This window comes from Halopiger goleimassiliensis, assembly GCF_000455345.1.
Classification (GTDB): domain Archaea; phylum Halobacteriota; class Halobacteria; order Halobacteriales; family Natrialbaceae; genus Halopiger_A; species Halopiger_A goleimassiliensis.
In genome coordinates, this window is record NZ_HG315691.1 from 862,119 (window position 1) to 875,838 (window position 13,720).

Sequence of the window (13,720 nt, forward strand, 5' to 3'; positions counted from 1 at the left end):
CATGCGCGAGTTCGAACTCCCCGACGTCGGCGAGGGGGTCGCCGAGGGCGAACTGGTCTCGTGGCTGGTCGAGGTCGGCGACACCGTCTCGGAGGACCAGCCGGTCGCCGAGGTCGAGACCGACAAGGCCCTCGTCGAGGTCCCCGCGCCCGTGAACGGGACCGTCGCGGAACTGCACTACGAGGAGGGCGACGTCATCCCAGTCGGCGAGGTGTTCGTCACGTTCGAGGTCGCCGGCGAGCCGTCGGACTCGTCCGAAGAGGGCCAGACGGAGTCCGAGGCCCAGGTCGCCGGCCACTCCGCGGGCGTCGACGCGCCCGAGGAGGCCCGGGGCGACGACGCCGGCGACCCTGGCGCGACCGGCGCGGAAACCGAGACGGTCGATACGCCCCAGGACCGAGTCTTCGCGCCCCCGCGCGTGCGTCGACTCGCACGCGAGGAGGGGATCGACCTCGCGACCGTCGAGGGTAGTGGTCCCGGCGGCCGGATCACCGCCGCCGACGTCCGGGCGGCGGCCGGTACGGAACCCGCAACGACCGCGTCGGGGACGACCGACGCCGAGCCAGCGGAGTCGGGAGCGGACTCGAGCGACGGGACGGCGGCCTCGAGCGCGGAGCCGACGGCCGACTCGGGAACGGTTTCGGGCGGGTCGACCGCATCGACCGACCTCGAGTCTGCGGACCGGGAGCGAACCCTCGCCGCGCCCGCGACTCGCCGGATCGCCCAGGAGGAGGGCGTCGATCTCGACGCCGTCCCGGCCGTCGAACAGCGCGACGGCGAGGCGTTCGTCACGCCCGAGGCCGTCCGGGAGTACGCCGAGGCCCAGCAACGCGCACAGGAGGCGGACCGCGAGGCGCTCGAGGCCGGCCAGCCGGTCGGCGAGAGCAAGGGGACCGAGTTCGAACCCGGGGAGCGCGAGCGACGGGAGCCGTTCCGCGGCGTCCGCAAGCGCATCGCCGAGGCGATGGTCGAGTCGAAGTACACGGCTCCGCACGTCACCCACCACGACGAGGTCGACGTCACCGACCTCGTCGAGACCCGCGAACGGCTCAAATCCCGCGCCGAGGAGCAGGGTATTCGACTCACGTACATGCCGTTCATCACGAAGGCCGTCGTCGCGGCGCTGCAGGAGTTCCCCGAGATGAACGCGGTCATCGACGAAGAGAACGAGGAGATCGTCTACCGCGACTACTACAACATCGGCGTCGCCACCGCGACCGACGTCGGGTTGATGGTGCCGGTGCTCGAGAACGCCGACCGGAAGGGTCTCCTCCAACTCGCGTCGGAGACGAACGAACTCGTCGAGAAGGCCCGCGAGCGGACGATCAGTCCCGACGAGTTGCAGGGCTCGACGTTCACGATCACCAACGTCGGCGGCATCGGCGGCGAGTACGCCACCCCGATCCTGAACTACCCCGAGTCGGGGATCCTCGCCATCGGCGAGATCAAGCGCAAACCCCGCGTCGTGACCGACGAGCACGGCGAGGAGTCGATCGAACCCCGCTCGGTCATGACGCTGTCGCTCTCGTTCGACCACCGCCTGATCGACGGTGCCGTCGGCGCGCGCTTTACCAACGCCGTGATGGAGTATCTCGAGAATCCCGACCTGCTCCTGCTGGAGTGATCGGCTGCTGGCCCCGGATGATCGGCGGGTGCGCCCGTCTACTCGTCCGCTTCGTCGGCCGACTCTTCGTCGTTCGATTCGACCGGTTCTGCACTCGTCCCGTCGGCCCGGTTTTCGATCGGTTCCTCGGCGAGTTCGCCGGCGAGCGATCGCACCCGTTTGTGGTGGTCGGCATCCAGGCCGGTTGCCTGTGCACTCTCGATCTGGGCGTTGACGACGGCGTTTTGTTGGGGCCCCCAGACTTCCGGCGGCTCCTCTTTGACGCACTCGGCCCAGCGAACGACGGCTTCCAGCCGCCGTTCTCGATTCCGCTCGTGTTTGGCGTCGAGGCGAGCTATTTTTCGTTCGTCAGTCATCGGTTGCGAGTCGCTCGTATCTGTCTCTCACGCCCAGTTCGTCGGCCCACACTTCGAGTTCCCGCCGGCTAAGTGTTTCGTCGAAGAGCGTGTACAGGTGCACTGCATCCTCCAGATCCTTCCGTCCCCCGAGGTACAGTTTGTACGCGATCTGGAGTTCGAGCGGCCCGATCGGTATCGTGGTTCCGCCGATGCGAGCGTCGATCGCTCCGTCGAGTGATGCACGATCGAACTCGTCGTGTGGAAACTTCACTTCGAGATGGGGCGTCATCTGCTCGCTCGGCGCGATCCAGACGTTCGTTCCGTCCGAGAGCGAGTCGTACATCGATTCGAGCGGCATCGCGGGACCCCAGTACGATGCCTCGTCGAGGACGCCGACGAGACGTTCTATCTCGTCCGCATCGAGCGGTTCGATCAGGACGTCGATGTCTTCGGTGGCCCTCGCTCGGCCGGTCAGGATCGCAACGTAACCCGCGACGAACACGTGATCGACGTCCAGATCTGTCAGTACCTCGGAGAACTCGATCGCGAGCTCGTCGAGCGCGTTCGGCGTTCGATCGACGACGAGCACCCCGTCGCGGAACTCGATCCCGCTCATGTCGGTACTCGGGGTGCGACCCGAATAGTTCTACTGTCCGGTGGCGAACACCGACCCGCGACCCTCGCGATTTTATGCCTCGAACGGGTTTGTAGACGTATGGTCGTCGGAGACGTCACTATCGGAACGGACGTGCTGATCGACGGCACCGTCGGCGCGCGCTTTACCAACGCCGTGATGGAGTACCTCGAGAATCCCGACCTGCTCCTGCTGGAGTAAGATCGGGTTCCCGACGCGTGCCGTCCGCGCGCGAGTATCGAGGCCCCGTTTTCGCGGCTCACAAGTGGACGAGTACCCGGCGGTTCGACACTCCGGCGTCGCTACTATCAAAAATGGAGAAAAACCCTTTTCACACTGGCGCACGAATTTGTAAGTGAAGGGTAAATTCTGTACTAGGGACAAGTTTTATCCGGGAGTCCCATCTATCCACCGACTCCGGAGTAGGGGCCGCGACACCGTCGTACTCGAGCCGTCCGCTTACGAACGACCAGCCGTGGCTCCCTTCGGTTCCACGACCGATGACAGGAAATACACATCACCGCGACGACGCACGGACCGGACCCGATGACGACGCCCGACTCGCTGCCGACGGCGGCATCCTCCGATCACTCTCCGACCCCGAGACGCTACGAGGGCGCACGGACGTGCCGTTCGAGGCGGAGACCGTGGTCCGGGAGGATCGTGACCACTGCGGGGTCCGCGTCGACGGCCGCGCCGTCGCCGGCGTCAGGAACGACGCGGGGGAGCTGCTGGTACTCGTCAACCCCGACCTGGGCATCGCCCTGCTGCCGCACGGGGACGTCGAACCGGGCGAGGACTGGGTGGCGACGGCCCGCCGCGAGGTCGAGGCGCTGACCGGCGTCACGATCGAACTCGAGGCGATCGACGTCGTCCGGACGGTCGATCACGTCCTCGAGGGGGAGGACGACCCCCACGCGACGACGACGCGGGTGCTCTTTCAGGCCTCACCGGTCGGCGGGGAGATCCAGGCGTGCAAGCGGTCGGCCGCGGCCGGGAGCGACCGCTGGGAAGCCGCCTGGCTCGACGAACTGCCCGCAGACGTGACGCCCGCCGACGGCGGTCCTGGGGACGATCTCCGGTGGTTTCTCGACTGATCCCGCCGGAAGAGACCGTTCACGCCCGATCCTACACGGTCGCTCGTCGCTCGAGGACGACCCGTGCGACGTGGTCGGGCGGTCACCGACTATCGTCCGGGGGTACGACGTGTGCCCGACAGCCATCGACCGCGACGCCCGGCTACGTGCCCGATTCACCTAAATCCAAAACGTAACGTTATTCAGTATTTGTTTCCTTGCTGATGTATGGAGATCGTAGTCGAAGATCCACGGACCGACGAGGGCACCAAAACCTACGAACCCGACCTGTACCGGTACGAGGAGGGGAAAGGGATGTGGTCGCTCATTCTCGAGCGCGACGGTGAGGACGTCGAGCGCAAGATTCCCACCGAACGGGTCGTCTACGTCGAGACCGAGCCGCAGGCGCGGCACTGACGCTGTCGACGTGTTTCTCCGGCATCGATCCCGCTGTGAGTGGCAACCGTGAGTAGAAACTGAGTGTGGGCGACGTTCGGCCCCGTGCAGGATATCGTCCGATTCGATAGTGTCGAAGGCGGATCGGCTCCGCCGCAGTTACGGGGTATCCGGATTCCACGGTCGAATCACGGCGATTCGACCGCCGTGGCGGTCGCTATCGCTACGATCAGGACAGTTCTTCGTACAGTTGCTTGCCGAAGCGGTTGATCTGGGCCGACAGCCACCAGGGAGTCGATCCCTGGGTGTGGACGTCGATGTAGCCGCCGCCGTCGAGGTAGATGCCGCCCAGCGAGAGGCCGACGTCTTTGAGGAACCAGATCGTTCGATCGAGTTCGTCCTCGTCGAGGTAAGTCTCCTCGATGAGTTCCTCGCGGCTTAGCTGGGGATGCTGTGGCGAGTGTCGGGACTCCTCGTAGAGCGGCTCGAGGACCTCCATGAGCTGGGCGTCGGGGACGACCTGCCGGTCGCTGAGTTGCTGGTACTTCCCGACGCCGCGGGCGCGCAGGCTGACCGTCTCGTAGGCCCGCTCGAAGTGGACGTACGCCTCCTCGTCGAGGCGCTGGACATTGTGTCGAACCAGCCCTTCGCTCGCCCCTGGCAGCACCTCGGCGACGCGGTTGGTGATCTCCTCGAGGCTCAGTCGCACGTCGCGAGTGAACTGTTGCCACTCGTCACACAGCGCGCCGAGAATCGCCTCCTGAATCTGTTCGTCGCTGGGGTCGGAGGTGTCGTCGGCGGCGCTCGCGACGAACTCCGTTTCGCTGGCGAGAACGTCGCTGCTCGATCCACCCGCGTCCGTTTCGTCGGTATCGTCGGCTTCGTCGGCAGCAGCATCGTCGCCGTCGGTGCTGTAGGCGTTGAAGCCGCGGCCGCCGGTGAGCAGTCGCCCGTCGGCGACGACCGGCGAGACGTCGAGGTTGCCCGGTTGGTGGACGTCGAACAGTTCGCGGCCGCTGTCCGCCTCGAGCGCCTGGATCGTACTGCCGCTCGTGACGTAGACGACGCCGTCGGCGACTGCCGGCCCGTTCTCCATCTCGCCGTCGGCCTCGACCTGCCACTCGAGGTCGCCGGTCTCGGCGTCGAGCGCGTAGACCTGTTCGTCTTTCGCACACGCGTAGACGGTACCGTCGACGACGGCGACCGCGCCGTAGACGCGGCCGTCGATCTCGGTCGTCCAGCGTTCGCGTCCCGTTTCGGCGTCGACGGCGTGGATACCGGGCGATGAACTGCCGACGTAGACGGTGTCGCCGACGATCGCGGGGGTGGACTTGATCCCGCCGAGGCCGCCGACGTCGTACTCCCAGCGCTTCTCGCCGGTGTCGGTCGTGATCGCGTAGAGGACGCTGTCGTCACAGCCGACGTACACGAGACCGTCACCGATGGCCGGACTGGACCGGAAGTCGTCGCGCCGGTCGACGGTCCAGATCTCCTCGCCGGTGTCGGCGTCGATCGCGTACAGGTTGCCGTCCGCACACGGCGCGTAGACGACGCCGTCGTCGACGGCGGGCGTCGCCTCGAAACTGGCGAAGCTCCCGGTCGCCTCGAACGCCCACTGTTTCTCGCCGGTGTCGGCGTCGATCGCGTAGACGTGTTCGTCCCAGCAGCCGACGTAGACCGTGCCGTCGGTGACTGCCGGCGCGGTGGTCACGTGTTTGTCGGCCTCGAACGTCCACTCGGGCTCGCCGGTCTCGAGGTCCAGCGCGCTGACCTCGCCGGAGGCGCTGGTCACGTAGGCGACGTCGTCGACGACGGCGATCTCGCCGAGTTTGTCGTCGGTCTCGTGGGACCACTGCGAGGCAGGCTCGCTCGTCGGGCCGGGGCCGGCGGCGACGCCGGTCCGGCGCAGGTCGCCGCGAGCGACTGCCCAACCTGCGTCGGCCTCGTGGCTCGGCTCCTCGCCGTCGTCCTCCTCGGCGTCGCTTTCCGTCTCGGGGACGGCGACGTCCTCGCCGCCCTCGGTCAGCGCGTAGAAGCTGTTCCCGTTCGTACCGAGGAAAACCGCGCCGTAGGCGACCGTCGGCTGAGCCGTCAGCCGTCCGTCGCCCTCGAACTCCCACTCGCGCTCGCCCGTCTCCGCGTCGAGTGCGACCAGCGTATCGGTACCGTCGCCGACGTAGACGGTGCCGTCGGCGACCGCCGCCGAGGCCCGAAGCTTGTACTCGAACGCCTCGGTCCACTGCTCCTGTCCCGTGGCGGCGTCGACAGCGTGCAGCGTCTGGCCGGCCGGCACGTAGACGGTGCCGTCGGCGACCGCCGGTGACGGCTCGCCGGTCGAACAGTCGTACTGCCAGTCGACGTCGCCGGTGTCTGCCTCGAGGGCGTACAGCGTGCTGTCGCCGGCAGCGACGTAGACCGTCCCGTCGACGACGGCCGGCGACGATTCGATGCCGGGACGGGCTTCGGGTTCGAACTGCCAGCGCTTCGTGCCGGTGTCGGCGTCGATCGCGTAGACGGCGCTGTCGGTGCTGGTGGCGTAGACGGTGTCGTCGACGACCGCGGGACAGCCCTGGATCTCGTCGCCGGTCTCGAAGGCCCACTGCTCCTCGCCGCTCTCGGCGTCGACTGCGTAGATGCCATCGTCGCTGGCACCGAGGTAGACCGTGCCATCGGCGACGGTCGGCGTCGCCTCGACGTTGCTGAAGCCGCTACCGCTTGGCTGGTAGTCCCACTCGGTCATCCCCGTTTCGGCGTCGATCGCGTACAGGCGCTGGTCCCAGCTCCCGACGTAGACGGTGCCGTCGGCGACGACCGGCGAACTGGCCACGTCGCCGTCCTCGAACCGCCAGAGCCGGTCGCCCGTGGCGGCGTCGTACGCACAGAGGTCGTTGTGTTCGTTGGCGATCACTCGATCGCCCACGACTGCCGGCGCGGTGTCGACCTTCCCGTCCCCGTCGTGGGTCCAGGCCGGTGCGACGTCGCCGGCCGGTGCGTCGCTGCCGCCGGTGCGGGCGACCGTGCCGCCCAGGGTCGACCAGCTATCGATCGGTTCGTCCATCGATGCGTCCGTCTCGAGTTGATCGCTACTCATTGTCGTACTGGCTGTTTCGGATTCGGTTCGTTCCCCACCCGAATCCACGGTGGGTGATTCACCCGACGGTTCGTCGGGCGATCGGGACGACTGCTCGGCGACGTCGCCGGCAGTGGCGGCCGGTTCGTGACCCGGTTCGCTCACCGCCGAGAGCGTCCCGCTCTCGTCGACGACGTAGACCGTGCCGTCGGCGACGCTCGGCGCGTCGACGACCGACGTACGGTCGCCCAGGTCGAGCGTCCACTGGGGCTGTCCGTCGGCGATCGCGTGAAGGGTGCCGGCGGCGTCCCCGACGTAGACGATCCCGTCGGCGATGGCGGGCGACTGCTCGCTGCGCCCCTCGAGGTCGTAGCGCCACTCCTCACCGCCGCTCTCGGCGTCGAACGCGACGGCGTGGTCGCCGCTGGTGACGGCGACGATGCCGTCAGCTACGGCCGGCGGGGAGACCGTCCGGTTCGTCCGGGCGCTCCAGACCGTAGTTCCCCGGTCGGCGTCGATCGCGTGGACGACGCCGCCGGTCGTGCCGACGACGAGCGTGCCGTCGGCGAGGGCGATTCCGGTCGCCTGTCCGCCGCTAGTCTCGGCGGACCACCGTTTCGTACCGGTTTCGAGGTCGATCGCGTACACGTCGGACGCGGCGGCGTACACCGTCCCGCCGGCGACCAGCGGTCCACACTCGAGTTCGCCGTCGGCCTCGAACGACCACTCGAGGTCGCCGGTCGCGGCGTCGACGGCGTAGAGGTGGTCGTCCGTCGAGGGGACGAGGACGGTCTCGCCGTCGGGCGAGACCGCCGGCGAGGCGGTAACGTGGCTGAAGCCGCTCGCCGTCGCCTCGAACGTCCACCGCTTGCGTCCGGTGTCGACCTCGAGAGCGTACAGCGTCCCCCCGTCGGTACCGGCGTAGACGGTGTCGCCGGCGACCACCGGTGCGCTTTTGACCGCTCTGCCGACGTCGGCCGACCAGCGTCGCTCGCCGGTGGCCACGTCGTAGGCGTCGACCGTGTTGTCGTCGGTGCCGACGTAGACGGTGTCGTCGACGACTGACGCCGCTGCGCTCGGTCGCCGACCGAGGTCGGCCCGCCAGCGGACCGAGACCGCGTCGTCGGACGGACCGCCACCGCCGGCGTGGTTGGTCGCGCCGAGATCACCGCCGGCGAACGGCCAGCCGTCCGGTTCGACGCCCTCCACGGTCCGTTCGCCTCGTTCGTGGGGGTCGAACGCGACGACGTCCCGGTGGGCGGCCACGAGGAACACGCCGCCGTCGCCGACGATCGGTTGCCCGGTCGGGCCGCCGACCTCGATGAAGAACCGTTCCTCGCCGGTGTCGGCGGCGACCGCGTAGAGGTTGTCGTCGGCCGAACCGACGTAGACGGTTTCGCCGTCGACCGCCGGTGCCGAGAACGCGTCACGGCCCTCGTAGCGCCACCGGGTCTCGCCGGTCGCTGTCTCGAGGGCGCACAGCGTGCCCTCGTCGTCGGCGGTATAGACCGTCTCGCCGGTGACTGCGGGCGTCCGGGCGGCTCCGCTCACGTCGACGCGCCACTCGCGGTCGCCGCTCTCGGCGTCGACCGCATAGACGCCGTCGTCGGAGCCGACGTAGACCGTCTCGTCGCCGATCGCCGGCGCGGTGAGGCCGTCGCCGACGTCGGTCGACCAGCGTTCGGTTCCCGTCGCGGGATCGAGCGCGGCCAGCGTTCCAGCGCCGCCGACGTACAGCGTGCCGTACGCGAGGACCGGCGCACCGGCGACGCCACCGAGGTCGACTTCCCAGTCGGTTTCCCCGGAGTCGGCTGCGAGCGCGTAGCAGGCGGTGCCGGCGTTCAGATACACCGTTTCGCCGCCGATCGCTGGCGCTGCCATTCGTCCGGCGGTCTCGACGTGCCACTGGCGGTCGCCGCTCTCGGCGTCGAACGCGTACAACACGCCGTCGCGACAGCCGACGTAGACGGTGCCGTCGGCGACCACGGGTGGCGTATCGACGGGCCGGCTCGTCTGGGCGGTCCAGCACTCGCTCCCGTCACCGAGGTCGAACGCCCGCAGGGCACCGTAGTTCTCGTCGCCGACGTAGAGTCGCTCCCCGTCGGTCGCGAGTTCGTCGTGGAGTTTGTAGCCGGTCGCGAACTCCCATCGGCTCGCGACGTCCGTTGCCGGTCCCCGACCTTCGAGGCAGCCGGTACGGCCCGGATCGCTGCCGGCAACCGACCAGTCGGTTCCCGATCGCAGGTCGGCGACGGACGGCGCGTCGACGGCCGCGTTCGACCCGTACTCGGTCGCGCTCGTCTCGGCGGTTTCACCGCGGAACGCTCGAACGGTTCCGTCGCCGCCACCGACGTAGACGACGCCGTCGACGAGTGACGGTCCGGCCGTGACGGCTTCGCCGACCGGGACGGACCACCGTTCGTCGCCGCCGTCCACGTCGACGGCGTAGAGGTTCCCGTCGTGACTCCCCACGAGCGCCGTCCGATCCGTGAGGAGGGGCGCGCCCATCGCGCCGTCGCCCGCGAACACCCACCGTTTCTCGCCGGTGTCGGCGTCCAGCGCGTACAGGCCGGTGTTGGCACAGCCGAAGACGACGGTGCCGCCGGCGACGGCAGGCGAGGAGACCGTATCGGCCGGCTCCGGATCGAACGACCACCGGTGGTCGCCCGTTTCGGCGTCGAACGCGACCATCGTCCGGCCGCCGCCGACGAACACCGACCCGTCCGCGACGGCGGGAACGGTCCTGATCCGACCGATTCCGTCGTCGGTGGCCGTCCATTCGACGGCTCCGGTTGCGCCCTCGAGGGCGTACAGCGTTCCGTCGTCGGAGCCGACGTAGACGGTACCGTCGACGACCGCCGACGACGATCGGACCATGCCGCCGGTCTCGACGCGCCACTCGACGTCGCCGGTGTCGGCTGCGAGCGCGTAGACGAAGCCGTCGTCGGAGCCGACGTAGACGGTGCCGTCGACGACCGCCGGCGACGAGTGTCCCCCCTCGAGTTCGGTGGCCCACTCGCGTTCGCCGGTGGTGGCGTCGATCGCGTGGACGCGATCGTCGACGCAACTCACGTAGAGCGTGTCCTCGGCCAGCGCCGGCGTGGCACCGACCAGTTGGTCCGTCTCGTAGGTCCAGCGTTCCCCGCCGACGTCGTCGATCGCGTGGACGCCGTCGGTACTGCCGACGTAGACGACCGGTTCGCCCGGATCGACGATCGGTTCAGCACTCACCTCGAAGAACCCGGTATCGAACGACCAGTGTGCGTCGGGTGCAGCGGCCGCACCTGACGCGAGCACGTGTGCAGTTCGTCGGAGCCCACCTCGGTGGTGGCCCCATTCGATCGTCGTCCTGTCATCCCCTCCCGGACCGATTGGCTCGGCCATAACCTTCTTATCTGAAGGCCATTTTTATCGCTTTCGAAATTATACATATCTAATGATTATCTCCTGTTGTCTTGTTTACTCGCTAACTCGTTTCGGAACCGACGTAACGGTTTCGACGTGCTCGACGCGGGCCACTTCGTCACGCCGCCGTACCTGCCAAAGAACCACCGCGTCTTCGGGGGCACGGCGGCGGGGATGGCCGAGGCGGACGCGGATTCGTGGCCGGCCGCGTTGGAGTACCTCGCGGCGGGGCTCGACGCCGACGACGGCCGGTAACGCGCCAGTGGGGTTCGGCACCGACGACCCCCGATCCGAATTTTCGGTCGATCCCCCGGCAATTCCTGCGCCTTTATACGGCTGACGGGAGTATGACGACGTACGATGGTCGTCGGAGACGTCACCACTGGGACGGACGTACTGGTCGTCGGCGCGGGACCGGCGGGCTACGTGGCAGCGATCCGGGCCGGACAGCTCGATCTGGACGTCACGCTCGTCGAAAAGGACGCGTACGGGGGGACCTGTCTCAACTACGGCTGTATCCCCTCGAAAGCGTTGATCACGGCGACCGACGTCGCCCACGAGGCGCGCCACGCCGAGGAGATGGGGATCCACGCCGATCCCGCCATCGACCTCGCGGGGATGGTCGGCTGGAAGGACGGCGTCGTCGAGCAACTCACGAGCGGCGTCGAGAAACTCTGCAAGGCAAACGGCGTCAACCTGCTCGAGGGGACCGCGACCTTCGCCGACGAGAACACCGTCCGCGTCTCCCACAGCGGCGAGGGCCAGGGTTCCGAGAGCCTCGAGTTCGAACACGCGATCGTCGCGACCGGCTCGCGGCCGATCGAGATTCCGGGCTTCGACTACGGGGACGACCCCGTGTTGAACTCCCGGCAGGCGCTCTCCCTCGACTCGGTCCCCGACTCGCTGGTCGTCGTCGGTGCGGGGTACATCGGGATGGAACTGGCGAGCGTCTTCGCGAAACTGGGGACCGACGTCACCGTCCTCGAGATGCTCGACTCGATTCTGCCGGGCTACGACGACGACCTCAAGCGGCCCGTCAAGAAGCGGGCGGAGGAACTCGGCGTCGCGTTCGAGTTCGGCTACACCGCCAGCGAGTGGCACGAGACGGGCGACGGGATCCGCGTCGTCGCCGAGCCAGCCGACGCGACCGCGGCCGATGGCGGTGCCGCTGCCGAGGCCGAAGGCGAGGCAACGCTCGAGTTAGACGCCGAGAAGGTCCTGGTCGCGGTCGGTCGCGAGCCGGTCTCCGATACGCTCGCCCTCGAGGCGGCCGGCGTCGAGACGGACGACCGCGGGTTCATCGAAACTGATTCGCGCGCGCGTACGAACGTCGAACATATCTTCGCCGTCGGCGACGTCGCCGGCGAACCGATGCTCGCACACAAGGGCAGCGCCGAGGGCCAGGTCGCCGCCGAGGTGATCGCCGGCGAACCCGCCGCGATCGACCACCAGGCGATGCCCGCGGTCGTCTTTACCGATCCCGAGATCGCGACCGTCGGCATGACCGAGCGCGAGGCTGAGGAAGCCGGCTTCGAGCCCGTCGTCGGCGAGTTCCCGCTGCGTGCCAGCGGCCGGGCGCTCACGATGAACGAGTCCGACGGCTTCGTCAAAGTCGTCGCCGAGGAGTCCGAGGGCTACGTCCTCGGCGCGTCCATCGTCGCTCCGGAGGCCTCCGAGCTGATCGCCGAACTCGGGCTGGCGATCGAACTCGGTGCCACGCTCGAGGACGTCGCCTCGACGGTCCACGCCCATCCGACGCTCTCGGAGTCGGTGATGGAGGCCGCCGAGAACGCGCTCGGTCACGCGATCCACACGCTGAACCGGTGACGCCGTGTCGGTTGTGGCGTGGCGACTGCTCTCCGTTTCGATGCCGCGGTCGAACCGACCCGATCGAACTCGTCGCGGTCCGCCTCGAAGCCACCTACTGGACGTACAGCGAGTACGCGATCACGACGAAGCCGACGAGAACGAGCGCACTCTCGAGCAAAATACCGGTTTCCAGTGCGACGTCCAGTACTTCATAGAGCATCCCCGCGAGGACGAACCCGAGCGTGACCAGAGCGAACCCGAGCGCCAGGAGTCCGAGCGCCCGCTGTCTCGTCCGCCGATACGCCTTGAACGCGAAGTACGTGATGACGCTTCCCACCACGAGAACGAGCGTCTTCACGACGGCCAGCGCCATCGCGATCTCCGTGCCACCGGTGTGTGGGGTCATGTCTCCTTTCGCACCTCCGACCACAGCTCTGCGAGCCGTTCGTCGGCCGTCCGGGCCGGGCGTTCGATCTCCACCGCGAGCGTTCGGTCCTCGTCCAACACGAGCGTGATCTCGTCGAACGCGATCGTGTACTTGCTCGCGTGGTGCCCGTCGCGTCTGATCTCGGTCGACTCCTCGAGCAGCGTCGCCTCCGTTAACAGCTCGAGTTTCCGATACAACGTCGACTGTGGGATGTCACACCGTTCGGTCAGCTCCGAGGCCGTCATCGGTTCCTCGAGGTTCTGGATGATCTCCCGGCAGTCGGGATCGTCGAGCGCGGAACAGATCTCCTCCGCCGACGGAGCAGACTCCGAGGCGAGCGGGTCCCGGACCATTCGTACGCCCATTACGACCCATCCCGTTTATCGGCATCGATGCGCCGTGTGAGTGTCTACCCGTCGTTTGCGGGGCCGCCGAACCTATTCAGTCGCTGGACCTGGCGGCGAGACGCGAAGCCTTCTTGCGCACCCGCGCTCGACTAGCCCGCACGCGGGTCTTACTCGGTCCGACCGGACCTGCGAGGGAGGGATGACCGGCCGACCTCCGCCCGCGTGACATTCTCCGTGCGTTCTCGAACAGCGACGGCAGTCGACGATCGACAGGTCGTCGACCGCTCGTAACCGTGGCTTACCATCGCGCCGTCGGCTGGTTCCCAGTTGCATGGTATCGATTTTCGAAGCGCCCTCGAGACGACGGCCTTATGTATGCACCCGGGCGTCGAATAGAATGCGAACGACGTGGCCCCGCGCGGCCACGTCCCCTCCGGCCGCGACCCGGCACGGAGGCAGGAACGTATCCACGTCCTCGGTGGGCGTCGACGACGTCGGCGTTCTCGAGGGAACGGATCGCCCGTCACGATCGCCGTCTCCCGGCGATCGCAGACGACGCCTTTATGTACAATACTGGCGTACGAGGTGATACTC

The 13,720-nt window shown here is 67.9% G+C and carries 10 protein-coding genes; 5 read left to right on the forward strand and 5 right to left on the reverse strand.

The features are described 5' to 3' along the window. Position 1 precedes the first annotated feature (1 nt). Positions 2 to 1,624, forward strand: coding sequence for a 2-oxo acid dehydrogenase subunit E2 (locus TX79_RS18825; RefSeq protein WP_049929206.1), 1,623 nt, complete (start codon positions 2 to 4; stop codon positions 1,622 to 1,624). 38 nt (positions 1,625 to 1,662) lie between these two features. On the opposite strand, the gene TX79_RS18830 is transcribed toward TX79_RS18825, so the two are convergent. Continuing rightward, positions 1,663 to 1,980: a hypothetical protein gene (locus tag TX79_RS18830; protein ID WP_081655651.1), complete on the reverse strand. Its 318-nt coding sequence runs from the start codon at positions 1,978 to 1,980 to the stop codon at positions 1,663 to 1,665. Further along, positions 1,973 to 2,578, reverse strand: a complete 606-nt coding sequence (locus tag TX79_RS18835; RefSeq protein ID WP_049929207.1) for a hypothetical protein — start codon at positions 2,576 to 2,578, stop codon at positions 1,973 to 1,975. The genes TX79_RS18830 and TX79_RS18835 overlap by 8 nt, the downstream gene beginning before the upstream one ends. 518 nt (positions 2,579 to 3,096) lie before the next feature. On the opposite strand from TX79_RS18835, the gene TX79_RS18840 reads away from it, so the two are divergent. Both TX79_RS18840 and TX79_RS18845 read left to right on the forward strand, forming a co-directional pair. Next, on the forward strand, positions 3,097 to 3,693 hold the full coding sequence (locus TX79_RS18840) for an NUDIX hydrolase (protein ID WP_049929209.1): 597 nt from the start codon (positions 3,097 to 3,099) through the stop codon (positions 3,691 to 3,693). Positions 3,694 to 3,900: 207 nt separating this feature from the next. After that, complete coding sequence (locus TX79_RS18845) at positions 3,901 to 4,089, forward strand: hypothetical protein (RefSeq protein ID WP_049929210.1); 189 nt, start codon at positions 3,901 to 3,903, stop codon at positions 4,087 to 4,089. Positions 4,090 to 4,297: 208 nt separating this feature from the next. Here the strand turns inward: TX79_RS18845 and TX79_RS18850 are convergent, their stop codons facing one another. Then, positions 4,298 to 10,435, reverse strand: coding sequence for an outer membrane protein assembly factor BamB family protein (locus TX79_RS18850; RefSeq protein WP_049929211.1), 6,138 nt, complete (start codon positions 10,433 to 10,435; stop codon positions 4,298 to 4,300). Positions 10,436 to 10,639: 204 nt separating this feature from the next. On the opposite strand from TX79_RS18850, the gene TX79_RS19495 reads away from it, so the two are divergent. Together TX79_RS19495 and lpdA are read left to right on the forward strand one after the other, a co-directional pair. Next, positions 10,640 to 10,798, forward strand: a complete 159-nt coding sequence (locus tag TX79_RS19495) for a hypothetical protein (protein WP_195892538.1) — start codon at positions 10,640 to 10,642, stop codon at positions 10,796 to 10,798. A 105-nt stretch (positions 10,799 to 10,903) separates the two neighbouring features. Continuing rightward, positions 10,904 to 12,370, forward strand: a complete 1,467-nt coding sequence (lpdA, locus tag TX79_RS18855) for a dihydrolipoyl dehydrogenase (protein ID WP_049929212.1) — start codon at positions 10,904 to 10,906, stop codon at positions 12,368 to 12,370. Positions 12,371 to 12,464: 94 nt separating this feature from the next. On the opposite strand, the gene TX79_RS18860 is transcribed toward lpdA, so the two are convergent. Together TX79_RS18860 and TX79_RS18865 are read right to left on the reverse strand one after the other, a co-directional pair. Continuing rightward, the gene (locus tag TX79_RS18860) at positions 12,465 to 12,758 is read right to left on the reverse strand and encodes a DUF7521 family protein (RefSeq protein ID WP_049929213.1); all 294 of its coding nucleotides are present in this window, start codon (positions 12,756 to 12,758) and stop codon (positions 12,465 to 12,467) included. Next, complete coding sequence (locus tag TX79_RS18865; protein ID WP_049929277.1) at positions 12,755 to 13,132, reverse strand: winged helix-turn-helix domain-containing protein; 378 nt, start codon at positions 13,130 to 13,132, stop codon at positions 12,755 to 12,757. Before TX79_RS18865 ends, TX79_RS18860 begins: the two co-directional genes overlap by 4 nt. Positions 13,133 to 13,720 lie beyond the last annotated feature (588 nt).

Excerpts from the sequence above, each read along its gene's own strand:
- TX79_RS18825 (WP_049929206.1), top strand. The coding sequence starts at position 2 with ATGCGCGAGTTCGAACTCCCCGACGTCGGCGAGGGGGTCGCCGAGGGC.
- TX79_RS18830 (WP_081655651.1), bottom strand. The coding sequence starts at position 1,980 with ATGACTGACGAACGAAAAATAGCTCGCCTCGACGCCAAACACGAGCGG.
- TX79_RS18835 (WP_049929207.1), bottom strand. The coding sequence starts at position 2,578 with ATGAGCGGGATCGAGTTCCGCGACGGGGTGCTCGTCGTCGATCGAACG.
- TX79_RS18840 (WP_049929209.1), top strand. The coding sequence starts at position 3,097 with ATGACAGGAAATACACATCACCGCGACGACGCACGGACCGGACCCGAT.
- TX79_RS18845 (WP_049929210.1), top strand. The coding sequence starts at position 3,901 with ATGGAGATCGTAGTCGAAGATCCACGGACCGACGAGGGCACCAAAACC.
- lpdA (WP_049929212.1), top strand. The coding sequence starts at position 10,904 with ATGGTCGTCGGAGACGTCACCACTGGGACGGACGTACTGGTCGTCGGC.
- TX79_RS18860 (WP_049929213.1), bottom strand. The coding sequence starts at position 12,758 with ATGACCCCACACACCGGTGGCACGGAGATCGCGATGGCGCTGGCCGTC.
- TX79_RS18865 (WP_049929277.1), bottom strand. The coding sequence starts at position 13,132 with ATGGTCCGGGACCCGCTCGCCTCGGAGTCTGCTCCGTCGGCGGAGGAG.